Genomic DNA, 21629 nt, shown 5'->3' on the forward strand with positions numbered 1-21629 from the left:
CTCATCCCGCGCCCTTGCGCGGGAAGATGGTTCGGGGAATGCGCACATGCACCCCCTGGCGGCCATCGACCACCTGGGTGACGGCGAAATCGGCGGCGACGCTCATCAGCGAATAGGCGTCGTTGCGGCTGAGGCCCTGGTGATCCGAGAGCAGGGTCAGCATGTCGAGCGAGGCGTTCTTCATGGCCTGGTCCAGGTCCTCGTCGAAGCCGTGGACGATCCAGAACTTGGGCGTCTCCAAGAGCGGGCTCGGGAAGGTGAAGTCCTTGCGCAGCACCACCTGGAACAGGACGTCGAGGGAGGCCTCGATGGCGGTGCCGGAGATCTCGCCGTCGCCCTGGCTGACATGGGGGTCGCCGATGGAGAACAGGGCGCCGTCGACCTGGACCGGATAGTACATCACCGCCCCGGCCCCGATCCGCCAGTTGTCGATATTGCCGCCGTGCAGGCCGGGCGGAATGGTCGAGACCCGGCCGTGGACGTCGGGCGCCACGCCCGCGGTGCCCAGGTGGGGCCGCACGGGCACCCGCACCCCGTTCAGCGCCGGCTGGCGGTCGCAAACCGGGCAGTTGGTGATCGTGCCGGGCACGAGATATTTGCCCGGGAAGTCATAGGCGTAGAGGGCGCTGGCCTGGTTCGAGTTGGGGTCGAGCTCATAGATCGTCACCCGCTCCTTCTCGTCGAACTCCTTGTAGAGATGGCCCCAGTTGGCGGCGAGGTTGGAGCCGTAGTTGCAGCGCGGGCTCATGCGCAGATAGCGCACCTCGAGGATGTCGCCGGGCTTGGCGTCCTCGACATAGATCGGGCCGGTCATGATGTGGACGCCGGGATTGCGGTCAGCCTCCGGCACCTCGCGGAAGATCTTCCAGATGGCCTCGTCCATGAGCAGGTCCGGCGCGTCGCCCGCATGGTGGGTGATGGCCTCGGCCTGGATCAGGTCGCCGCTCTTGACCTTCATCACCGGGGCCTTGGCCGGATCGAAATAGCCCCAGTGGATGGTCTCGGGCGTGGCCCTCAGGGTGTGCAGGGCGCCGGGCAGGGTGTCGGGGCGCGTCTCGCCCGCTTCGCAGATAAAGGGCATGGGGTCCTCCGGCGGCCTAAGCCGCAGCTGGGCGGCTGTCGAGCATGACGCTGGTCATGCTGAGCGAGCCGTGTTCGATGTGGTCGGGCGCGAAGACCGCGCGGTCGCCGGGACGCCGGGCGCCCAGGACGTAGAGCAGCGGCCAGTAGTGATCCGGGGTCGGAACCGATTTTGCGGCCGCCTCGCCGAAGGCCTCGAAGTTCACCGCGCGCTCGGGCGCGTCCTCGGCGATGGCGGTCTTGATGAAGCCGTTGAAGGCGGCCGCCCAGTCATAGGCCGGCCGCAGGCGGGCGCCCCAGTCCATGGCCGGCAGATTGTGGACGATGTTGCCGGAGCCCACGATCAGCACGCCCTCGTCCCGCAGGGGCGCGAGGCGGCGGCCCATCTCATAGTGCCAGGCGGGCGGCTGGGTGGCGTCCATGCTGAGCTGGACGACCGGAACGTCGGCGTCCGGATAAGCCTTGCAGAGCACCGACCAGGTCCCGTGGTCGAGGCCCCAGGCCTGGTCCTGGACCACGGGCGTCGGCGCAAGGACCTCGGCCACGCGGGCCGCCAGCGCCGCGCTGCCGGGGGCGGGGTACTGGACCTCAAACAGGGCCCTGGGGAACGAGGCGCCGAAATCATGGATGGTGCGCGGGGCCGGCATGGCGGTGACGCCCACGCCCCGGGTCAGCCAGTGGGCCGAGACGCAGAGGATCGCCTTGGGCTTGCCGATCGACGCGCCCATCGCGGACCAGGTCTCGGTGGTGGCGTTGGTCTCCAGCGCGATCATCGGACTGCCATGCCCGAAGAAGACCACCGGCAGGGGCGCGTCGCTCATGCCGGGACCTTCGCGTCGGACTTGGCGGACCAGGTCTGCTGGTAGCGCGGGGTGAGCCAGCGGTTGAAGGCGATCTGGGCGCCCTCCTGCCAGGAATAGCGGCCGCGGATGGCGAAGCGGGAGCGCAGGCCGACCTGGACCAGGCCGTCGACATGCATGTCCTGGGCGATGATCGACATTGCCGCGGTCATGTTGGCCTCCAGCTTGTAGCCGAAGGCCGGGTCCTGCATGGCGCCTGGCGCGAACAGCAAGCCGGTGTCCATCTCGTGGGTCTCGGGGCCGGTGGCCCGCACGATCAGATAGATCACCATGTCGGCGGTGATCACCAGGGACAGGGTCGGCGGGATGTTAGCGAACACCATCCGGTTGCGGTCGACCTCGGTCAGGCCGGGGAACACCGGCAGCAGGGCCTTCTGGGTGACGTTGAAGCTGGCGTCGGGATGGGTGGTGCCGTTGAAGCGCAGATAGCCGGCCGCGCCGTCGGGCATGGGCGGGAACACCGACTGGGCCGAGGGGACGAAGTCGTGCAGCGGGCCCTGGTGCAGACGGCTGGCGTGGTAGCCGTCGTTGTTGTTCTCGAACATCACCTTCCAGTTCCAGGGGAACTTGCCGGCGGGGTCGGGGCGCGGGCCTTCGGCGCTGGCGAGGTCGTACCCCGCCAGCGCCGTCTCGACCTGGGTGAGGCGGGGCGCGAGCGGCGCGGCCTCCAGGTCGAAATTGACGAAGATGAAGCCCAGCCAGACCTCGACCTTGAACCTGGGCAGGGCGATCTCGCCCTTGTCGAAGCCGCAGGTCTGCTCCATGGCCGGCGCGTTCACCAGCGCCCCGTCCAGGCCATAGGTCCAGTGGTGATAGGGGCAGACGAAGCCGCGGGTGTTGCCGTGGCCCTCCGCCACCAGCATGGCCCGGTGCTGGCAGACCGAGGACATGGCCACCAGCTCGCCCTTGCGGGTGCGGGCCACCAGGATCGGCTCGCCGATGATGTGGGTGGTGAAATAGTCGCCCGGCTCCATCACCCAGGCCTCGCGGCCGACGCAGAGCCATTCGTGATTGAACACCGCCTCCTTCTCGAAGGCGTAGAAATCCCCGTCCACATAGCAGGCGGGCGGCAGGGTCTCAGCGGTCTCGAACCCCTCCATGGAGGTCGAGAGACCGGCGAAGAAGGCGTCGTTCAGAAGGTCGGCTGGCATGCGCTTCCCCGGGGCAAGGGCGTCGATCGGGAGCCTTGAGCCTAGGCTCGCGCGGCCGCCGCGGTCTTGCACGTGCGCGCACGACAACTTGGCCGGCGCGAAGGCGAACCGGCGCATTCGCCGCCTTTCCGGGCGGGTCTGATCAGGGGCTGGGCAGGCGGGGCCCTCGGGTCCCCTCGCCGAACAAAGGATCGGGCGCGCTCGTGCAAGACCGGGGGCGGCGGGGCCTCCTAGTCTAGGCTTGCGCCTTGCGGAGGATGCTTCCCATGACCACGACCGTTCAGCTCAAGACCCGCCCGCTCAAGCCCGGCTTCGGGGCCGAGCTCATCGATGTCGATCTCGCCCACGCGGACGCCGAGACCGTCTCAGGTGTGGTCGAAGCCTTCCACAAGCACGGCGCCATCCTGCTGCGCGGCCAGACCATGGACCCGACCCAGCTGGTCCAGTTCATCTCGGCCTTCGGCGAGCCCGAGGATCACACCCAGACCCAGTTCACCCTGCCCGGCCATCCCAAGGTGTTCATCCTGTCCAACCGCGTGGTCGACGGCAAACCGATCGGCGCCCACAATGACGGAGTTGGTTGGCATACGGACTATTCCTACAAGGCCGAGCCGGTGATGTGCACCATGCTCTATGCGGCGGAGGTCCCGGACGAGGGTTCCGACACCCTGCTGGCCGACCAGTGCGCCGCCTGGAACGCGTTGTCGCCGGAGCGCCAGGCCGAGCTCGACGGCCTGATGCTGCACCACTCCTACCAGTACTTCATGTCGACCCGGGAGTTCGGCCGCCAGGAGCTGTCGGACGAGCTGAAGGCCGCCAATCCCGACGTCATCCACCCCCTGATCCGCACCCATCCGTCCGACGGCCGCAAGGCCCTGTGGGTCTCGACCGGGACGGTGAAGGAGGTCGTGGGCATGCCCAACCCGCAGGGGCTGGAGCTGATCGACGAACTGGTCGACTGGGTGACGCAGGACCAGTTCGTGTTCCGCCACAAGTGGCAGGTCGGCGACATCCTGATGTGGGACAACCGCTGCACCCTGCACACCGGCACCCTCTATGACGACACCAAGTACTTCCGCACCATGCATCGCCTGTGGGTGAAGGGCGACAAGCCGTTCTGATGGCGAAGACCTGGCTCATCACCGGCGTGTCCAGCGGCCTAGGCCGCGCGCTCGCCGAAGCGGCCCTGGCCGCGGGGGACCGCGTCGCCGGCACGGCCCGGCGCGAGGCCGATGTCGCCGCCTTCGCGGACCTGGCGCCCGGCCGGGCGTTCGGGGTGCGGATGGATGTCACGGACGAGGCGGCGGTCGCGAACGGCGTCGCCGAGGCGGAGGCCGCCCTGGCCGGGATCGACGTCCTGGTCAACAATGCCGGCTACGGCTTGGTGGGCGCCATTGAGGAGACCAGCCTCGCCGAGGCGCGCGCGCAGTTCGAGGCCAATGTCTTCGGGCCCCTGGCCCTGATCCGCGCCGTCCTGCCGTCGATGCGGGCGCGGGGCGCGGGCCACGTGATCAACATCACCTCGGTCTCAGGCCTGGCCGCCTGGTCGGGCACCGGGGTCTATTGCGCCAGCAAGTTCGCGCTGGAGGCCCTCGGCGAGACCCTGGCCCAGGAGGTCGCGCCCCTGGGGATCAAGGTCACCAATGTCGCGCCGGGCGGCCTGCGCACCGACTATGCCGGCCGCTCCATGCTCCGCGCGGCGACCCTGATCGAAGACTATGCCGGCACGGCCCATGAGGCCCCGCGTCTGCTCGGCGAATATGCGGGCCACGAGTCCGGCGATCCGGCCCGGGCCGCCCAGGCGATCCTGACGCTCGCGGCGATGAGCGCCCCGCCCCTGCACCTGCTGCTGGGGGCCGACGCCATCCACTATGCGACCCGCAAGATCGGCCAGCTGACCGCCGAGATCGGCGACCATGTGGCGCTCTCGACCGGGATCGCGTTTCCGGACTGAGGCGGAGGCCTCGGCGCTCGCCCCTCACCCTACCCTCTCCCCGCAACGGGGAGAGGGATAAGATCCCCGGCCGCCGAGTTGCGCACCCGCGTCACAGGGGCCGCAACCCCTCGCCTTCAGAACGGCTTGTCGCCGGCGATGGTGACGCGGAAGCCGGAGCGGGTGTCGGGGAAATAGTCCCAGATCGCCTGGTGCCAGGTGCCGCGGTTGTCCCAGAAGGCCACCGAGTTCGGCCGCCAGCGGAAGCGGACCTGGAAGTTCGGGTTCATGCAGTGGCGGTAGAGGAAATTGAGGATCGCATCGCTCTCCTCCTTCTCCACCCCGACGATCTTGGTCGTGTAGGAGGGATTGACGAAGATCGACTTGCGCCCCGTCACCGGATGGGTGCGCACGATCGGATGGGTCGAGCAGGGGTACTTCTTGTCCACGTCCGGGAACAGCGGCCGGTAGACATGGTCGGCGTCATGGACGGCGCTCATGCCCTCCAGATAGGCCTTCATCTTCGGCGACAGGGTCTCATAGGCCGCGGCCATGCTGGCGAAGACCGTGTCGCCGCCCGACTCCGGCACGATCGGCATGTAGAGGATGCTGCCCAATGGCGGCTCGGCGTCGCAGGTCAGGTCGGAGTGGAAGTTCTCCCCGGCCACGAACTTGGAGTTCTCGTCGGCGTGGATGGCCACGATCTCCGGGTGGTCGGGCAGGCCCGGCACGCCGGAATGGATGGCGAGTTCGCCGAACAGCCGGCCGAAGGCCTTGTGGGCGTCATGGCTCAGCTCCTGGTCGCGGAAGAACAGCACCTGGTGCTCGGCGAGCGCGTCGCGCAGCTCCGAGGCCTGGTGGTTGCTCAGGGGGCGCGACAGGTCGATGCCGAGGATCTCGGCGCCGATGCGCCGGGTCACCGGCCGCACGTCGATCGCTTCATAGGTGGTCATGTACGCCTCACTCCGCCGCGTCGTGAAAACGGCCCTGGCTGTAGATCAGGGGGCGGCCGGCGCGGGTCTCGAGCTCGAGCCCGCGGCCGACCAGGATGTCATGGTCGCCGGCGGCGTGGACCGCGTGCAGCCGGCATTCGATATTGGCGAGCGCCCCGCCGATCAGCGGCATGCCGAGCGCGCCGCGGGCGATCTCGACGTCCTTGAAGCGGTCGGCCGCCGACATGCCGGCGAACAGCTTGGCGAGCGCCGACTGGCCCTCGGACAGGACATTGATCCCGAAGGCGCCGGTCTTCAGCACCGCCTGGCGGGTGCGGCTCTTGTGGTCCAGGCAGACCAGCAGCAGGGGTGGAAACAGCGAGACGGAGGAGAAGGCGCTGACCGTCGTGCCCACCGGCCGGTCGCCGTCGAGAGAGGAGACGATCACCACCCCGCTGGCGAAGGCGCCCATGGCCATGCGCCAAGCCGCCGGGTCGATGACCTCCGGCTCGCGATCCCCGACCAGGACGGGCTCGAAGCTCATGGCTCGGTCCCGAAGGGATTGTCGCCATAGACCGGGGCGCGATGCTCCACGGTCTCGACGCTCTCGGCCCGGCCGCAGACGGCCAGGGCGGTGAGCGCATAGACGAGGGCGCTGTCCGTCAGGTCCTTGGGCGTCGGCCGCCAGCGCCGAAAGCCTGTGGTGATGGCCGGAATCCTGTGCATGTTGAAGACGTTGTGGTCGCGCCACATGCTGGAATAGACCGGCGCGGCGCGCTCTACCGGATGGCCCAGCGTCAGCTGGGTGGCGATGTCGACCGCGCCCACCAGGGGGCTGACCTCGGCGCCGTCGGCCTCGAAGCCGTGGCGGACCACCACCGGCTCGACATCGACCTCGCCGAGCCCGGCGGCGCGCACCGCCTTCTCGAGCGAATGCTGCAGGTCGGCGATCCGCTGCTTGGGGTTCAGGCCCACCTCCAGATAGAGCGAGACGAGCTCGGTCCCGGCTCCGAAGGCGTAGGGGATGCCGCCGCGCACCGAGGCGATCTGGGACTTGGGCTGAGCGATGCCGCCCGGGCTCTCATAGAGGCTAGCCGCCTCGAATTCGCGGCTCCAGGCGTGCAGGCAGTCGGTCAGCTTGCCCAGTCGGTAGATCGGGTTGGGATGGTCGGACGCCTTCTCGGGGTGGGTCAGCAGGGGGGTGAACACCCCCTCCCCCCACAGCCGGATGCGGAACACCGCGTAGCCGCAGCCGACCCAGGTCAGGCCGAAGTCGCAGCCCTCGGCGGCGATGGCGTAGTCGGGGGCGACCCCGCCGTGGTGGAACAGGTAGTGGGCGCCGATGTCCTTGCCCATATAGGCGATGCCGCGGTGCTCCTCGATCGGCTCGGGGCCGATCTCGCCAGGGCAGGCGGTCAGGTACATCTTGCCCGACAGGTCGTAGCCCGCCGTCTTCAGCGCCTTGGCGGCGATGAGGAAGCAGCTCATCGGTCCACGGTCATTGGCGATCGGATAGCCGTAGAGCTTGCCGTCCTCCAGCCAGCACTTTTCCCATTCGGGATTTTCCAGGGTCTCGGGCCGGTACTTGAAGGCGTCGAGGTCGGGGTTCCAGGTGGGGGCCTCGGTGTCGAGGTGGGCGGTGAAGAGGAGGTTCTTGCCCTCGCCCTTGCCGCCCCAGGTTCCGATGATGTTGTTGCGTTCCGGGGTCGCGCCGACCTTGCGCGGCGAGAAGCCTTCCTTGGCCATCCAGTCATAGACGAAGTCGCCGGCAGCCTTCTCGTGGCCGGCCGGACTGGGGATGTTGCCGAGCGTGAGCGCGAGTTCGACGATCTCGGGCTCGCTGATCGCCGCTGCGATGGCGGCGCGGTCGGCCTCGGTGACCGTATAGGGCGCGGTGGCGCCGGCGAAGGGAAATCCGTCGGCCATCACGCGGCCTCCGTCCAGGCGGCGACCACATCGTCCGTGGACGTCAGGATCGCGCAGTTGAGTTCGAGGATCTTCAGGGTCGCGTCGTGGATGTCGGCCTCATAGGCCGCGCAGGCGTCCGCCGGAATGAACACGTGATAGTCCAGGTGGAAGGCGTCGCGGACCGTGGAGTCCACGCAGCACTCGGTGGTCAGGCCGCAGGCGACGATGGTGTCGACGCCCAGGGCCTTCAGCCGGGCATCCAGATCGGTGCCGTAGAAGCCGCTGTAGCGGGCCTTGCCGACCACCAGGTCGCCGGGCTGGGGCGTCGGACCATAGAAGTCGGCCCCGACCTCGCCGGTGCGGCACAGGCCGCTGTCCGTATCGGGATCCCCACCGCGGCGGCGCATGCGCTCGCGCCAAGCCGGGGAGTCGGTCTGGGGCGAGGTCTGCAGGCCCACGAACACCACCGGCGTCCCAGCCTTCCGCGCAGCTGCGGCCAGGCGCTGGGCGGCCTCCAGGGCCGGGACCACGACGGACATGTCGACGCCGTATCCGCCCAGCACGCCCTCCGGCGCGGCGAAATCGACCTGCATGTCGATGATCACCAGGGCCGTGCGCCCTGGCGCGATCCAGGCGGCGAGACCGTCGCCCGCCGTCCCCGCGACGCTCACCTTGCCGTTCATGCGAAGGCCGCGCGCAGGCCGGGCAGGATGTCGGCGCCGAACATCTCCAGCCCCTCGACATAGTCGGGGAAGATCAGCATCAGCCCGTCCAGCTCGGCGAACTCGACGAACTCATGGACCTGCTGGCCGCAGCTCTCCGGCGTGCCGATCGCGGTCTGGGTCATGAAGGCGCCCTGGGCCTGGGCGGCCTTGTCGAGGTGCTCGGCCGGCACGCCCCAGTTCTTGAGCATCTCCAGGATCGCGCCGATGTCGGCGCCGTCCTTGTAGCGCTCGACCAGGCCTTGCGCCTTCGCCTCGGTTTCGCCGTGGACGATGGTGCACATGGCGTAGGTCTTGATGGTCTTGCCCAGCTGATCGGCGACCTGCTTGGCGCGGCGGCTGTTGTCGCGCCGCTCCTCCGGGGTGCGACCGCCGATGAAGCAGGCGTCGGCCTCGCGCACCGAGAACTGGAAGCCGCGGTCGGACTGGCCGGCGCAGATCAGCTCGGGCCGCGGCCGCGACAGGGGCTTGGGGTTCGACTGGCAGTCGTTCATGTGGAAGTACTTGCCGTCGTGGGTGACGCTGTCTTCCGCCCACAGACGTTTCACCACCGCCGTCCATTCCTCGGTGAGGACGTAGCGATCCTCGTGGGTCATGGACTCGTCCCAGGCGCCCATCTGGTCGAACTCGGCCTTGTAGGCGCCGGCCACGATGTTGAGCCCCGCCCGACCGCCTGAGATGTGGTCGAGGGTCGAGATCATCTTGGCGGTGACCGCCGGGTTCTGCAGCAGGGGGTGGACGGTCGCCCAGATGCGGACGTTCTTGGTGGCCTCGGCGATGGCCGCCATCATGGTCACCGACTCCAGGGACGCGCCCCAGTGGTTGGTCTCGCCGCCGAAGCCGCGCCACTTGCCCATGGACATGACGAAGTCCATGCCGACCTCGTCGGCCGTGACCGCCGCGGCGCGGTTCTGGGCCCAGAGATCATTCAGCGGCGGGGAGGTCTTGGAGATGATCCAGCCGCCGTTGGCGACCGGCAGGAAGACCCCGAAATCTTTCTTGCGGATGGGTTGGTGCAGCATGGGGGGCCTCAAGCGGGATCGTTGACGAGGGTGGGGGCGACGGCCAGCGGGTCGCGCTGACGGCGGACCGTCGGCGGGCGCTGGGTTTCGAGATGCGGCGGGCGCATGAACAGCGCGGCGACGAAGATCACCGTGGCCACCACGCCGAACAGCTGGAAGGTGGGCGTGAAGCTGCCGGTGAGGTCGCGCAGCGAACCGCCGATCCAGGGACCGAGCGCCGACAGGGCGCCGACCAGGCAGACCGAGGAGAAGATCTCCAGGTTATGGCGGCGGCCGAAATAGTTGAGCAGCAGGACCGTGACGCTGAGCGCGGTCAGGCCGAAGCCGATGCCGGTGCCGGCGGCGTAGAGGATCATCATCGGCAGGGTGTCGGCGATGCTGAGCGCCACCGAGCCTATGCCGAGCGCGCCGACCGCGAAGACCAGCAGCCACTTGGGATCGAAGCGGTCGCCGATGGCCCCGCCGCCCAGCCGACCGAAGGTCGACATCAGCCCCTCCAGGCTGAGCATGCCGGCGGCCAGCGCCGGGCCGACGCCCTTCTGGGTGAGGTGCGCCACCGACAGGCTGGAGACGGTCACCCCGCTCAGGAGGTGGACGAAATAGGCGGCGACGAGGATGTAGAACTGCACCGTCCCCATGGCCTGTTTCAGGGTCCAGTCGCGGGTGGTGCGATAGACGGCGACGGGGGTCTTGGACTTGGCGGCCGTCTCTGCCTCGGTCTTGACCTCCTCGTCGATCTGCTCGGACGAGGCGGCCAGCCATTGCGGGCTGGGGATCAGCAGCGAGCAGAGCACGCCGATGACCAGGGCCGCGGCGATCTGGGCCAGCCAGAAGGGCCGCCAGGCGCCGCCGGTCGCCCCCATGATCGCCACCGCTGCCCAGGGGCCGGCGACGCTGCCCAGGCCGCCCAGGGTGAAATAGAGGCCGAACGCCATGGCCCGGCGCTTGAACACCGCCGCCAGCACATGGGTGCCGGGGATGAGCGCCATCAGCTGATAGGCGACGCCGCAGAGCGCCGTGCCCAGCAGATAGAGCCAGATGGAATGGGTGAGGTAGAGGCAGAGGAAGCCCGCCGCCATGACGCCGGTGCCGAGCAGCAGGGCGGCGCGGACGCCGAACCGGCGGATGACGATCGGCGGGAACCAGGCCGAGCCGCCGCAGCAGGCGCCCAACAGGGTGAAGCCCAGGCCCGCCTGGGCCCAGCTCCACTTCTCGTCGGCCACCATGGAGGGCAGCACCACCCCGAGCGACGAGAAGGTCGCCCCGGTGATCAGGAACAGCAGCAGGCTGAAGACCCCAAGCAACAGCCAGGGACGCCATTCCAGTTTCGACATCTTACGCGCCTCCACGGAGGGGGCGCGGCCGACGACCCGCGGGCCGGCGGCCGCGCGGATCATCAGAACTTACGCTTCAGGGTCAGCCGCCATTCGCGACCATGGCCCGGCAGGGCGGCGAGGTTCGCGTAGGAGTCGGCGGCGGGCGTGAAGTAGAGCTTGTCGAACAGGTTATCGACGTTGAGCGTGGCCGCGAAAGGCCCCTTCTCATAGAACAGCGACAGGCTGGCGACGGTGTATTCCGGATAGGTGATCGGGTTCTGCACCGTCTGGGCGGTCTTGCTGACGCTGGTCGCGCCGAAGGTCCCGCCCACCTTGCCCCAGCTGTAGTCGCTGGAGGTGTAGGTGCCGTACAGGCTGGCCACCGCATGCGGGATCAGGGTGTAGGCGTAGTCGCCGCTCCGGCCCGGCAGGCTGTTGAAGTTCCAGACGACATAGGTGCCGCCGAAGGCGTTCACCGGCGAGACGCCCGCCACATAGTAGGGGATGTAGGCGAAGCTGGTGTCCGGCCCCTTGACCTCGGTGTGCTGCAGGTCGCCGGCGAAGGTGAAGCTGAGGTGCTCGGAGGCCAGGTAGCGGACCTCGAGTTCAACCCCCTTGGCGCGGGTTCCCTGGATGGTCGGGGACGGGCCGCTGGTCAGCTGGGTGCGGTTCTGGCGATAGCCGGCGACCGAGCCGACCAGGGTGCCCTGCAGCAGCTGGAACTTCACCCCGGCCTCGGCCAGGTCGGAGTCCGACAGCCAGGAGCCGTTGGCCACCAGGGAGGGCGCGATGTCGCCGGCCTGGCTCATCTCCAGCGCCGAGGATTGGGCGTAGGTGATGTAGGGCATCAGGCCCAGGTCGGTCTTGTAGCTGAGCGAGGCGGTGTAGGTGCCCTTGCTCTTGCCGTCCTTCTGCAGACCCGACGGCTGGTAGGACAGGAAGCCTGAGTCCTTCGACTTGACGTCGTAGTTGTCGTAGCGCCCGCCGACCATCAGGTTCAGGCGCTCGCCGAAATAGATGTCGGAGGTGAAGAAAATCCCCGCCTGGCCCCACTTGCTGCGGTTGTCGTTCTCCCACAGCAGGCCGTAGGACTCGGTGGAGAAGGGATCGTCGATGATGTCGGTGGCCGTGGCCCCGTAGGAGATGTCGCGACGGTCCAGCGCGATCAGGCCGGAATTGTAGCTCTCCCGACGCCGGCCATCGAACCGGCGGTAGGACGCGCCGACGAAGGACTTGGTCTTGATGAAATCGTTCGAGAAGTTCAGGTCGAAATTATAGGTGAGCCGGGCTTCGCCGACATTGGAGTCGAACCAGGCCGGATAGCCGTAGGAGACGAAGCGCTTGTTGACCAGGCTGTCATAGAACAGCTGCAGCTTGAGCGCCGAGCCGTTGTCGAAGGACTTGGCCAGGTCCCAATAGGCGGTCTTGGTCCAGGTGTGGGAGAAGTCCGACTTGGAGATATAGACCGTACGCGGATCAAGCTTGGTCGTGCCGACGCCCACGTCCAGGGTGTGGTGCGCGTCCGTCGACGGGAAGCCGTAATAGGCCTGATAGAGGGCGGTCCCGTAGGGGTAGAAGCCGATCTCGTTGGGGGTGATCTTGCCGTTGTTGTCGGCGTCGACCAGGCTGGTGTCGCGGCCGGTGATGTAGGTCTGATTGTTGATCAGGTCCTGGGTCAGGCGGTTCCAGCCCGGGGTCTGAACGTCGCCATCGGAGTGATAGAACATGGCGCCGAGCGCCGTGGTCCAGCCGTCGTTCAGGTCGAAGTCGGTGGACAGTTCCAGGATCTGCCGCTTGGGCGTGATGCCGCGGTAGTAGCTGCCGGAATCCTCGCCCTCGCCATAGATGTGCAGGCCGCCGTCGACCTGGCCCAGCTTGAGCGGAATGCCGATCTGGCCGGAGAACTGCTTCTTGTCATAGGAGCCGATGGTCGCCTCGACCTCGCCGCCGACCTCCGAGATGTAGCTGTCGCCCGCCTTGCCGGTTTTCGGCACGAAGTTGAGCATGCCGCCCACCTTGCCCGAGCCGTAGATGGGGGTGGGCGGACCGCGGACGATCTCGATCTGGGCGGCGTCGCCGATCGGCGTCGAATAGGTGCCGCGGTTCTCGATGCGCTTGAAGCCGCGGAAATAGTTCTCGGCGAGCGTGCCGCGAATATTGAGCGCGCCCGGCACGCCGTAGAAGCTGGCGGTGTAGGTGCCCGGCGAGATGGCCGTCAGGTCGTCGATCGACTGGACGCCATAGCGCTGCAGCGTCAGGTCGCTGGCGAAGCTGGCCGAACGCGGCGTCTCGATCAGCGCCTTGTCCAGGCCGAACACCGAGTCGCTCGGCGCCTTTTCCAACAGGCCGGCCTTGTCGCGGGCGACCACCACCACCTCGTCGACGGTGCCGATGCCGGAGTCCGCGGCCGCGGCCTGCGCCTGGCCCACGCTCATGATCAGCGCGGACAAGGACACGCCCGCGACGAATAGAAGTCGTTTTGACATATCGTCCTCATTCGAGGTCGCGGACCCACCGCCGGAGGGCGGTTATCCCCGCGCCCGCACGCCTCTTGAGGACAGGTTCCGCGTCGGGTGACGCCCCGTCAAAATGTCACGTGAAATTTCACGTCGAATTTCTAGGTTGCGCGTCCGCCGCCCTGAATTGCGTCTCCGGCGCCTAGATCGCCGTCACCGATATCTACCTCAGGCTGTCAGGCCCGGGCCAAACGCGCGGCGGGAGGCGCCTCCTCGCCCCAGCCGCTAAGCGAGCGGTGGACGGTCTTGGGCATGTTGCCGAGCACCAGCATCATGGCCTCGCGGGCGCCTTCCGGATCGCGGGCGGCGATGCGGCCGGCGACGGCGCGGTGCTGGCAGATGTCGGCCTGGCGCTCCTCGTCGCTGGTCACCACCATGGCGTAAACCCAGAAGCGGGCGGCCTTGTGCTGCAGCGGGATCAGGATGCGGGCCAGCGCGGCGTTGCGGCTGGCCCGGGCGATGGCGGCGTGGAACCTCTGGTCCATGGCCACCAGGGCGCGGCGGTCGCCCTCGCGCATGGCGCGCTCGGCGTCGTTGAAGGCGCCGGCGATCTGGGAGATCTCCGCCTCGGTCGCATTGGTGGCCGCCATGGCCGCGCAGTGGGGCTCGATGAGCGCGCGGGCCTCATAGCCTTCGCGCAGGTCCACCAGGTCGAGGGCGGACACCGTGGTGCCGGCCCGCGAGCGGCGCACCACCATGCCCTCAAGCGCCAGGCGACCCAGGGCGTCGCGCACCCCGGCCAGGCCCGAGTCGTAGCGCCGGGTCAGGACCTGCTCGTCCAGGCGGGCGCCGGGGGCCAGCTCGCCCAGGACGATGTCGAGCAGGATCTGTTCGTAGACGCGCGCCTTCTGGAGCTCCGGCGACCATTCGTCGAGGCCGGCCAGCAGGCGCTCATCCGGCCCGCCGTCCCGAAGCCGCTCGGCCGCTTTCTTCCCCGGATCCCGTGACACTCTTGGCGCTCCCGTGACTCGCCGGCCGTTCCCCGCGGCCGATCTTGCACATGTCTCTAGGCTGAAATGTCAGTTGCGACCAGCCCGACGGGCGGTCAGACGATGCGGCAGGCCTCCTCGAAGGCCAGGCGCGGATTGCGGGGGAAGACGCCTTCGGCCTGGCCATGGCCGATATTGATCAGGAAGTTGGCGCGCCAGGCGGTTCCGGCGAAGAACTCGGCGTCCACCCCCGCCCGGTCGAAGCCTGACATGGGCCCGCAGTCCAGGCCCATGGCGCGCGCCGCCATCAGGAAATAGCCGCCCTGCAGGCTGGAATTGCGCATGGCCGTCTCGGCGGCGACGGCCGGGTCGGCGAACCAGTGGCGGGCGCTGAGATCGTGGGGGAACAGCTGCGGCAGCTTGTCGGCGAAATCCATGTCCTGGGCGACGATCACGCAGATCGGCGCGGCCAGCACCTTGACCCGGTTGCTGGCCGACAGGTGCGGGGCGAGCCGCGACTTGCCCTCCCCGCTCTGGACGAAGACGAACCGGGCCGGCGAGCAGTTGGCCGAGGTCGGTCCCCACTTGGCCAGATCATAGAGCGCCTCGACCGTGCCGGCCGGCAGGGGCTCGGGCGACCAGGCGTTATGGGTCCGGGCGGCGCGGAACATCTGGTCCAGGGCGGGATCGGCGAGTACGGGCACTGAGGCGTCCTTCAAAGCGGGAATCGAGACGGATCCGATAGGTGACGCCGGCGGCCGCGTCTGCCCAGGGCGATTGCACATGTTCAGTAAAATTTCAGAAGATCGCCCAGAACTTGATCGCGTGCGCCCTGGCGCAAGGGGGCGGGCGCGGGGCGGCAAGAAGCCCGGACCCGGCGCGGCTAGCGTCGCGCTCCCTTTCGGACCGCAGCATGAGGCGCCCCTTGGCCTATCCCAACACCCTGATCTTCTTCGACCTCGGCGCCGACGACCCGGCCGCCGCCGGACGCTTCTACGCCGAGGTGTTCGGCTGGCAGGACGATCCCCGCCCTCTGGGCGACTATCACCGCATGGTCCCGGGCGGCCAGTTCCGCAATCCGGACGGTTCCGACAGCGAGATCGGCAATCTGCACATGGGGATCTTCAAGGCCGCCAACGCCCGGCCGCATCCGGACCCAGAGGGCGTGGCCCCCAGGGCCATGAGCGTCGAGGGCCGCAAGCCGCGCATCTGGGTGCTGGTCAGCGACGACGACACGCCCGAGCGCATCCTGGAGACCGCCGAGCGCCTGGGCGCCGAGATCCTGTGGCGCAATCACTATTGGAAGGAGTTCAACGGCTACAACCACGCCTTCCGAGACCCCTGGGGCAATGAGATCCTGTTGTGGGGCAAGGCGGGTCCGAACCCGGTCATTCCCGACGACTACACCCGCGAATAGGCGTCCGCGAGCGCCAGGGCCTCGGCGACCCGCGCCGAGGCCGCCGCCCGCACCTCGTCGCGGAACTCGGCGATCACGGGCGGGGTCGGGCCGATCTCCGGCTCCAGCAGGGCGAAATTGACCGCCAGCCGGGGGCGGAAGCGGCGCACCGCCACCCCCAGCCGGTGGAACAGGGGCGCGGAGAACGGCTCGGCCACGGTGACGCCCAGGCCCGCATCCACGAAGGCGTAGGCGGGAAAGGCGTGCTGGGTCTCCAGCCGGCGGACGACCTCGACCCCATGGGCCTCCAGCACCTTGTCGATGCCGAACCACAGGGCGTCGGCCTCGTGCATCGGGCCGATGAAGGTCTCGCCCGCCAGGTCGCGGGCCTCCACGGCCGGCCGCTCGGCCAGGCGATGGCCGAAGGGCAGGATGCAGACATATTCCGCCTCCACCAGGCGGGCGCTGCGCACCCCCTCGCGCACCGGCGCCTCGACGGCGAGGCCCAAGTCGGCCTGGCCCAGGAACAGCCGGTCCTCGATCCCGCGCTGGCCCAGGGATTCCACAGTGACGGTGATGTCCGGATAGCGGGCCGCAAAACGGGCGATGGCGCGGGGCAGGACGCCGCCGGCCAGGGCCGAAAGCGCCGCCACCCGGATCGTGCCCACCGGGTGGGCGCGGATACGGCGCGCCGCCTGGTCCAGCAGCTCCAGCCCCGCGAAGCTGCGCTGAACCGCCTCGTACAGGGCCTCGGCCTGGGCGGTCGCGATCACCCGCCCGCCGCGGCGTTCGAACAGGGAGAAGCCCACCTCGCGCTCCAGGTCGGCGATCAGCCGGCTGACCGAGGGCTGGCTGACATGCAGCAGGTTCGCCGCGGCGGTGACCCCGCCGCTGACCATCACCGCCCGGAACGCCTCGACCTGCCGCATGCGCATGGCGACATCATAGCATCCTCAAATGACTCCTCGAATGAATTCGATTTGATCCTATGGTCTTGCCGACCGACCCTGTGCCCATGGAGACGCCACTCATAGCCCCTCCCCCTTGCGGGGAGGGGTTGGGGTGGGGGTGTCGGCTCGGCGTTCAAATCGATCGGCGCGGCGCTGACACCCCCTCACCCTACCCTCTCCCCGCAAGGGGGAGAGGAACGCCAATCTTGGCCACGCAGAGTGACGGATCCTCCGACGGGAGACGCTAATGTATGAGCAACAACGCCAGCAGTTCGCCACCGAAGGCTATGCCGTGTTCGACCGGGTGCTGGTCGGGCCGCTGCTCGACCTGCTGCGGGCGGAATGCGAGGGCTTCATCGCCCGCGAGGATGCGCGGATGGACGCCGCCGGCGTCGATTCCATCGGGATCACCCATCGCGGCCGCCGCTATTTCGCCAATGAGTGCCAGCGCACCCATCCCCAGCTGCGCACCTTCCTGTTCAGCCAGATCATGGCCGACATCTGCCGCGCCACGCTCGGGCCCGACGCCTATTTCTTCCTGGACCAGTACGTGGTGAAGGGGCCCGACGGCGGCCTGCCCTTCGCCTGGCACCAGGACAGCGGCTATGTGGTCGGCAATGGCGGGCCGGACCATCCGCCCTATCTGACCTGCTGGTGCCCGCTGGACGACGCGACGGTCGACAACGGCACGGTGCGGCTGCTGCCCTTCACCCAGGTCCCGCAGTCGCGGGAGATCCTGCCCCATGTGCGCCAGCCGGGAACCAATGACCTGGTCGGCTGGGACGGACCGGAAGAGGGCCGGGTGGTCGAGGCTGCGGCCGGCAGCGTGGTGGTGTTCTCCAGCCGGCTGCTGCACGCCACAGGGTCGAACCGGACGGACCGCATGCGCCGGGTCTATCTGGCCCAGTACACTCCCGAGGTGATGCTGAACCCCGGAACCCAGCATCTGCGCCGCAACGCCATCCCGCTGCTGCGGAATGGCGAGCAGGTCACGACGGCCTAAGCCTCCGCCGCCTGGGCGACGGCGACCGCCGTCAGGTTGACGATCCCCCGCGCGGTGGCCGCGGGGGTCAGGACATGCAGCGGCTTGGACATGCCGAGCAGGATGGGCCCGACCAGCAGGCCCTCGGTGGCGGCGGCCAGCAGGGTCAGGCTGATATTGGCCGCATCCAGATTGGGCATCAGCAGCAGATTGGCCGAGCCCTTCAGCTGGCCGTCCGGCACCAGCCGGTCGCGCAGAGCCTGGCTGAGGGCCGCGTCGCCATGCATTTCGCCGTCCACCTCAAGCTCCGGATGGCGGGCGCGGATCAGGGCCAGCGCATCGCGCATCTTCCGCGCGGTCGGCGAATTGCTGGCCCCGAAGTTGGAATGGGACAGCAGCGCGATCTTCGGCGTCACCCCGAAGCGGCGGACCTCGGCGGCGGCCAGTCCCGCCAGTTCCGCCACCTGCTCGGCGGTGGGATCCACATTGACGTGGGTGTCGCCGAAGAACAGGGCGCCGCGCGGCAGGATCAGGGCCGACATGGCGTAGATCCGCCCGACATCGGCCCGGCGCGGGACCACCGGCATGGAATAGGACATGTGCTTCCACCAGTCGCCGCCGCCGCCGACCAGGGCGGCGTCGACGCGGCCGGCCTCCAGGAGCATGGCGGCCGCCACGGTGGGGCGGGTGCGGAAGCGCAAGCTCGCGGCCTGGGGCGAGACGCCCCGGCGACCGACCAGGGCGCTGTAGCGGCCCGACAGCTCGGCCGCCCATTCATCCGTCGACGGATCGAACACCTCGACCGCGCCGCCAAGATCCAGGCGCAGGCCGATCTCGGCGACCTTGCGGGCGATGACCTCGCGACGGCCGATCAGGATCGGCTGGGCCAGGCCCTCATCGACCACGGTCTGGACGGCGCGCAGCACCCGGTCGTCCTCGCCCTCGGCATAGGCCACGCGGGCCGGGGCCTTGCGGGCCCGCTCGAACACCGGGCGCATCAGCTGGCCGGAACGATAGACGAAGCGCTCCAGCTGGCGGAGATAGGCGTCGAAGTCGGCGATGGGCCTGCGGGCGACGCCAGAGTCCATCGCCGCCTTGGCGACGGCCGGGGCCACGGTCAGGATCAGCCGGGGATCGAAGGGCGCGGGGATGATGTAGCCCGCGCCGAAGGACGGCGCCGCGCCGCCATAGGCCTGGGCGACCTCCTCGCTGGTCTCGGCGCGGGCGAGCTGGGCGATGGCCTCGACCGCGGCGACCTTCATCGCCTCGTTGATCTCACTGGCGCCCACGTCCAGCGCGCCGCGGAAGATGAAGGGGAAGCACAGGACGTTGTTGACCTGGTTCGGATAGTCGCTGCGCCCGGTGGCCATGATGGCGTCGGGCCGGTCGCGGGCGACGAGCTCGGGCAGGATCTCCGGCTCCGGATTGGCCATGGCCAGGATCAGGGGCTTCTCGCCCAGCAGGGGCAGCCATTCCGGCTTGAACACCCGAGGCGCCGAGAGCCCCAGGAAGATGTCCGCGCCCGGCAAGACGTCGGGCAGGGTTCGGGCGTCGGTCGGCCGCGCATAGCGGGCCATGTTCTCCGCCATGTCGGGATCGCGGCCGGCATAGACCACGCCCTTGATGTCGGTGAGCGTCACGTTCTCGATCGGCAGGCCCATGGAGACCAGGAGGTCGACGCAGGCCATGGCCGCGGCGCCCGCGCCCGAGGTCACCAGCTTGACGTCCTTCAGGTCCTTGCCCTGCAGCACCATGGCGTTGCGCACGGCCGCGGCGCAGACGATGGCGGTGCCGTGCTGGTCGTCGTGGAAGACCGGGATCTTCATCCGCGCCCGCAGGGCGCGCTCGATCTCGAAGCATTCCGGGGCCTTGATGTCCTCCAGATTGATCCCGCCGAAGGTGGGCTCGAGCGAGGCGACGATCTCGACGAACTTGTCGGGGTCGAGCTGGTCGATCTCGATATCGAAGACGTCGATGCCGGCGAACTTCTTGAACAGGGCGGCCTTGCCCTCCATCACCGGCTTGCCGGCGAGCGGGCCGATGGCGCCCAGGCCCAGCACGGCGGTGCCGTTGGTGATCACCGCCACCAGATTGCCGCGGCTGGTCAGGTCGCGGGCGGCCTCGGGATCCTCGACAATGGCCTCGCAGGCCGCGGCCACCCCGGGGGAATAGGCGAGCGACAGGTCCCGGGCGGTCGCCATGCGCTTGGTCGGCTCGACGCTCAGCTTCCCGGGCTGCGGAAAGCGGTGATAGTCCAGCGCCGCGCGCCGGAAATCGTCGTCCATGAGAGTCTCCTGAGGCCGACCCCCGACATGCCGCCCGGGCGACGGAATCAAGACGAAGCGGCCTGACGCGGCGGCAAGAGTTCCAAGATCGGCCCAGCCCGCGTAATGCAGGCGCCGAAGCCGCCGGGCGCGGGCGTCCGGCGGAGGTCAGTCACAGCGAGAGGGAGACGGTCGTGGGCGTACTGGATGGCAAGGTGGTGCTGGTCACCGGCGGGGCCGGCGGCATCGGCAAGGAATGCGCGCTGCTGGCCGCGCGCGAAGGCGCGAAGGTCGTGGTCAATGACCTGGGCGGCTCGGTCGCCGGCGGCGACGTGGGCGATGCGGGTCCGGCCGAGATGACGGCCCAGGAGATCCGCGCGGCCGGCGGCGAGGCGGTGTCCAATTCCGACAGCGTCTCGGACATGAACGGCGTCAAGCGCATGATCGAGCAGGCGATGGACTCGTTCGGCGGCCTGCACGCCGTGGTGAACCCGGCCGGCATCCTGCGCGACAAGATGTTCCACAAGATGGACGACGGCGACTGGGACGCGGTAATCGCCGTCCACCTGCGCGGCGCCTATAACGTCACCCGCGCCACCATCGAGCACTTCCGCAACCAGGAAGACGGCTCCTACATCCACTTCACCTCGACCTCGGGCCTGATCGGCAATATCGGCCAGGCCAACTATGCAGCCGCCAAGCTGGGCGTGATGGGCCTGTCGCGGATCGTGGCCATGGAGGGCGCGGCCAAGAACGTCCGCTCCAACATCATCGCCCCCTTCGCCTGGACCCGGATGATCGCCACCATCCCGGTGAAGGACGAGGCCTCGGCCCAACGCGTGGCGCGGATGCAGAACGCCATGCGCGCCGACCAGGTGGCCCAGCTGGCCGTGGCTCTGGCCAGCCCCGCCTCGCCGGTCTCCGGCCAGATCTTCGCGGTCCGCGGCAACGAGGTCGTGCTGTTCGACCAGCCGCGTCCGGTGAAGTCGCTGGCCCGCATGGAAGGCTGGACGCCGCAGTCGATCCTGGACCACGCCTTCCCGGCCATGAGCCCGGACTTCACCGACCTCGGCGCCAGCGCCACGGTGTTCCCCTACGATCCGGTCTGATCGCATAGGCTCCGCGCCGGGAATCCCTCCGGCGCGGACCGATCAGGCGAACTGGGCGTGCCAGCGGATGAGGCCGCCTTCCTTCTCCAGGAACTTGGTCAGGCCCGGCAGGGTGCGGATATAGGCCTTGATCGCCTTGCCCTTCTCGCCGGGGACCGGCTGGACGTCGAAGGCCTCGCCGCTGAAGTGCTTTGAGACCTTGCCCTTCTGGGCGTCGCTCCAGGTGACCATGACCCCGGCCAGGCCCTGGGCAATCTTGTCCTGACTGACCGCGGCCGGATGGGTGTCGACCCATTTCTGCAGCGCCTGGCTCTCAGCCGTGGCCATGTAGGTCTCGGCGATCCAATGCCGGTTGGCGACAATGTTGGAGGCCATGGCGCGGGCCTGATCGCCCACGCCCCGCCGCCCCGAGGTGAACAGCACATCGGGAAACTGCGCATAGAGCTGCGCCGCCGCCGAACGGGCCGGCTCGGCCAGACCCAGATCCTCAGGCTTCATCGTCCTCTCCCCTCGCCGTCGTCATATGCGAGGGCGAGGCTATCGCAACCTGAACGGGATC

At 68.8% G+C, this 21629-nt stretch carries 20 protein-coding genes; 5 read left to right on the forward strand and 15 right to left on the reverse strand.

Annotated features, from left to right (window positions below):
- Nucleotide 1: 1 nt before the first annotated feature.
- The 3 genes from MQH10_RS08505 to MQH10_RS08515 are packed head-to-tail and all read right to left on the reverse strand — an operon-like array spanning nucleotide 2 to nucleotide 3091.
- Nucleotides 2–1081: an acetamidase/formamidase family protein gene (locus MQH10_RS08505; protein WP_242563637.1), complete on the reverse strand. Its 1080-nt coding sequence runs from the start codon at nucleotides 1079–1081 to the stop codon at nucleotides 2–4.
- A gap of 16 nt (nucleotides 1082–1097) precedes the next feature.
- Nucleotides 1098–1901 carry a 4,5-DOPA-extradiol-dioxygenase gene (gene ygiD, locus MQH10_RS08510; protein ID WP_242563638.1) on the reverse strand — a complete coding sequence of 268 codons (804 nt, stop codon included), beginning with the start codon at nucleotides 1899–1901 and terminating at the stop codon, nucleotides 1098–1100.
- On the reverse strand, nucleotides 1898–3091 hold the full coding sequence (locus MQH10_RS08515; protein WP_242563639.1) for an aromatic ring-hydroxylating oxygenase subunit alpha: 1194 nt from the start codon (nucleotides 3089–3091) through the stop codon (nucleotides 1898–1900). The genes ygiD and MQH10_RS08515 overlap by 4 nt, the downstream gene beginning before the upstream one ends.
- Nucleotides 3092–3357: 266 nt before the next feature.
- Between MQH10_RS08515 and MQH10_RS08520 the strand changes: the two genes are divergently transcribed.
- Nucleotides 3358–4212: a TauD/TfdA dioxygenase family protein gene (locus MQH10_RS08520; protein ID WP_242563640.1), complete on the forward strand. Its 855-nt coding sequence runs from the start codon at nucleotides 3358–3360 to the stop codon at nucleotides 4210–4212.
- Nucleotides 4212–5045, forward strand: a complete 834-nt coding sequence (locus MQH10_RS08525; protein ID WP_242563641.1) for an oxidoreductase — start codon at nucleotides 4212–4214, stop codon at nucleotides 5043–5045. Before MQH10_RS08520 ends, MQH10_RS08525 begins: the two co-directional genes overlap by 1 nt.
- Nucleotides 5046–5161: 116 nt before the next feature.
- On the opposite strand, the gene MQH10_RS08530 is transcribed toward MQH10_RS08525, so the two are convergent.
- From MQH10_RS08530 to MQH10_RS08570, 9 genes are all read right to left on the reverse strand, one after another.
- Nucleotides 5162–5977: a TauD/TfdA dioxygenase family protein gene (locus tag MQH10_RS08530; protein ID WP_242563642.1), complete on the reverse strand. Its 816-nt coding sequence runs from the start codon at nucleotides 5975–5977 to the stop codon at nucleotides 5162–5164.
- A gap of 7 nt (nucleotides 5978–5984) precedes the next feature.
- Complete coding sequence (locus MQH10_RS08535; RefSeq protein WP_242563643.1) at nucleotides 5985–6500, reverse strand: flavin reductase family protein; 516 nt, start codon at nucleotides 6498–6500, stop codon at nucleotides 5985–5987.
- The gene (locus MQH10_RS08540; protein ID WP_242563644.1) at nucleotides 6497–7882 is read right to left on the reverse strand and encodes a zinc-binding metallopeptidase family protein; all 1386 of its coding nucleotides are present in this window, start codon (nucleotides 7880–7882) and stop codon (nucleotides 6497–6499) included. Before MQH10_RS08540 ends, MQH10_RS08535 begins: the two co-directional genes overlap by 4 nt.
- Nucleotides 7882–8547 (reverse strand): cysteine hydrolase family protein, encoded by a 666-nt coding sequence (locus MQH10_RS08545; RefSeq protein WP_242563645.1) that lies wholly within the window; start codon nucleotides 8545–8547, stop codon nucleotides 7882–7884. The genes MQH10_RS08540 and MQH10_RS08545 overlap by 1 nt, the downstream gene beginning before the upstream one ends.
- Complete coding sequence (locus tag MQH10_RS08550) at nucleotides 8544–9608, reverse strand: LLM class flavin-dependent oxidoreductase (RefSeq protein ID WP_242563646.1); 1065 nt, start codon at nucleotides 9606–9608, stop codon at nucleotides 8544–8546. Before MQH10_RS08550 ends, MQH10_RS08545 begins: the two co-directional genes overlap by 4 nt.
- 8 nt (nucleotides 9609–9616) lie before the next feature.
- Nucleotides 9617–10942 carry an MFS transporter gene (locus MQH10_RS08555; RefSeq protein WP_242563647.1) on the reverse strand — a complete coding sequence of 442 codons (1326 nt, stop codon included), beginning with the start codon at nucleotides 10940–10942 and terminating at the stop codon, nucleotides 9617–9619.
- 62 nt (nucleotides 10943–11004) lie between these two features.
- Nucleotides 11005–13410, reverse strand: coding sequence for a TonB-dependent siderophore receptor (locus tag MQH10_RS08560; protein ID WP_242563648.1), 2406 nt, complete (start codon nucleotides 13408–13410; stop codon nucleotides 11005–11007).
- Nucleotides 13411–13616: 206 nt separating this feature from the next.
- Entirely contained in the window at nucleotides 13617–14327 is a 711-nt protein-coding gene (locus MQH10_RS08565) for a GntR family transcriptional regulator (RefSeq protein WP_242563744.1), read from the reverse strand.
- 158 nt (nucleotides 14328–14485) lie between these two features.
- The gene (locus tag MQH10_RS08570; RefSeq protein WP_336605062.1) at nucleotides 14486–15073 is read right to left on the reverse strand and encodes a malonic semialdehyde reductase; all 588 of its coding nucleotides are present in this window, start codon (nucleotides 15071–15073) and stop codon (nucleotides 14486–14488) included.
- Nucleotides 15074–15282: 209 nt separating this feature from the next.
- Between MQH10_RS08570 and MQH10_RS08575 the strand changes: the two genes are divergently transcribed.
- Complete coding sequence (locus MQH10_RS08575) at nucleotides 15283–15786, forward strand: VOC family protein (protein WP_242563649.1); 504 nt, start codon at nucleotides 15283–15285, stop codon at nucleotides 15784–15786.
- Here the strand turns inward: MQH10_RS08575 and MQH10_RS08580 are convergent.
- Nucleotides 15771–16700, reverse strand: a complete 930-nt coding sequence (locus tag MQH10_RS08580; protein ID WP_242563650.1) for a LysR substrate-binding domain-containing protein — start codon at nucleotides 16698–16700, stop codon at nucleotides 15771–15773. The two genes, MQH10_RS08575 and MQH10_RS08580, sit on opposite strands and share 16 nt — an antisense overlap.
- A gap of 262 nt (nucleotides 16701–16962) precedes the next feature.
- On the opposite strand from MQH10_RS08580, the gene MQH10_RS08585 reads away from it, so the two are divergent.
- A complete protein-coding gene (locus MQH10_RS08585; protein ID WP_242563651.1) occupies nucleotides 16963–17718 on the forward strand; it encodes a phytanoyl-CoA dioxygenase family protein in 756 nt (251 codons plus the stop codon).
- Here MQH10_RS08585 and MQH10_RS08590 read toward each other — a convergent pair.
- A complete protein-coding gene (locus tag MQH10_RS08590) occupies nucleotides 17715–19982 on the reverse strand; it encodes an NADP-dependent malic enzyme (RefSeq protein WP_242563652.1) in 2268 nt (755 codons plus the stop codon). The genes MQH10_RS08585 and MQH10_RS08590 overlap by 4 nt on opposite strands.
- 173 nt (nucleotides 19983–20155) lie before the next feature.
- On the opposite strand from MQH10_RS08590, the gene MQH10_RS08595 reads away from it, so the two are divergent.
- Nucleotides 20156–21070 carry an SDR family NAD(P)-dependent oxidoreductase gene (locus MQH10_RS08595; RefSeq protein WP_242563653.1) on the forward strand — a complete coding sequence of 305 codons (915 nt, stop codon included), beginning with the start codon at nucleotides 20156–20158 and terminating at the stop codon, nucleotides 21068–21070.
- Between the two features lie 42 nt (nucleotides 21071–21112).
- Here MQH10_RS08595 and MQH10_RS08600 read toward each other — a convergent pair whose 3' ends face one another.
- A complete protein-coding gene (locus tag MQH10_RS08600; protein ID WP_242563654.1) occupies nucleotides 21113–21568 on the reverse strand; it encodes a hypothetical protein in 456 nt (151 codons plus the stop codon).
- Nucleotides 21569–21629: the final 61 nt, after the last annotated feature.

Origin of the sequence: Phenylobacterium aquaticum, from assembly GCF_022695515.1 — a bacterium.
Lineage (GTDB): Bacteria > Pseudomonadota > Alphaproteobacteria > Caulobacterales > Caulobacteraceae > Phenylobacterium > Phenylobacterium aquaticum.

What these genes read in the sequence shown, in the direction of transcription:
- MQH10_RS08505 (WP_242563637.1), bottom strand. Translation starts at nt 1,081, where the DNA reads ATGCCCTTTATCTGCGAAGCGGGCGAGACGCGCCCCGACACCCTGCCC.
- ygiD (WP_242563638.1), bottom strand. Translation starts at nt 1,901, where the DNA reads ATGAGCGACGCGCCCCTGCCGGTGGTCTTCTTCGGGCATGGCAGTCCG.
- MQH10_RS08515 (WP_242563639.1), bottom strand. Translation starts at nt 3,091, where the DNA reads ATGCCAGCCGACCTTCTGAACGACGCCTTCTTCGCCGGTCTCTCGACC.
- MQH10_RS08520 (WP_242563640.1), top strand. Translation starts at nt 3,358, where the DNA reads ATGACCACGACCGTTCAGCTCAAGACCCGCCCGCTCAAGCCCGGCTTC.
- MQH10_RS08525 (WP_242563641.1), top strand. Translation starts at nt 4,212, where the DNA reads ATGGCGAAGACCTGGCTCATCACCGGCGTGTCCAGCGGCCTAGGCCGC.
- MQH10_RS08530 (WP_242563642.1), bottom strand. Translation starts at nt 5,977, where the DNA reads ATGACCACCTATGAAGCGATCGACGTGCGGCCGGTGACCCGGCGCATC.
- MQH10_RS08535 (WP_242563643.1), bottom strand. Translation starts at nt 6,500, where the DNA reads ATGAGCTTCGAGCCCGTCCTGGTCGGGGATCGCGAGCCGGAGGTCATC.
- MQH10_RS08540 (WP_242563644.1), bottom strand. Translation starts at nt 7,882, where the DNA reads ATGGCCGACGGATTTCCCTTCGCCGGCGCCACCGCGCCCTATACGGTC.
- MQH10_RS08545 (WP_242563645.1), bottom strand. Translation starts at nt 8,547, where the DNA reads ATGAACGGCAAGGTGAGCGTCGCGGGGACGGCGGGCGACGGTCTCGCC.
- MQH10_RS08550 (WP_242563646.1), bottom strand. Translation starts at nt 9,608, where the DNA reads ATGCTGCACCAACCCATCCGCAAGAAAGATTTCGGGGTCTTCCTGCCG.
- MQH10_RS08555 (WP_242563647.1), bottom strand. Translation starts at nt 10,942, where the DNA reads ATGTCGAAACTGGAATGGCGTCCCTGGCTGTTGCTTGGGGTCTTCAGC.
- MQH10_RS08560 (WP_242563648.1), bottom strand. Translation starts at nt 13,410, where the DNA reads ATGTCAAAACGACTTCTATTCGTCGCGGGCGTGTCCTTGTCCGCGCTG.
- MQH10_RS08575 (WP_242563649.1), top strand. Translation starts at nt 15,283, where the DNA reads ATGAGGCGCCCCTTGGCCTATCCCAACACCCTGATCTTCTTCGACCTC.
- MQH10_RS08580 (WP_242563650.1), bottom strand. Translation starts at nt 16,700, where the DNA reads ATGCGCATGCGGCAGGTCGAGGCGTTCCGGGCGGTGATGGTCAGCGGC.
- MQH10_RS08585 (WP_242563651.1), top strand. Translation starts at nt 16,963, where the DNA reads ATGTATGAGCAACAACGCCAGCAGTTCGCCACCGAAGGCTATGCCGTG.
- MQH10_RS08590 (WP_242563652.1), bottom strand. Translation starts at nt 19,982, where the DNA reads ATGGACGACGATTTCCGGCGCGCGGCGCTGGACTATCACCGCTTTCCG.
- MQH10_RS08600 (WP_242563654.1), bottom strand. Translation starts at nt 21,568, where the DNA reads ATGAAGCCTGAGGATCTGGGTCTGGCCGAGCCGGCCCGTTCGGCGGCG.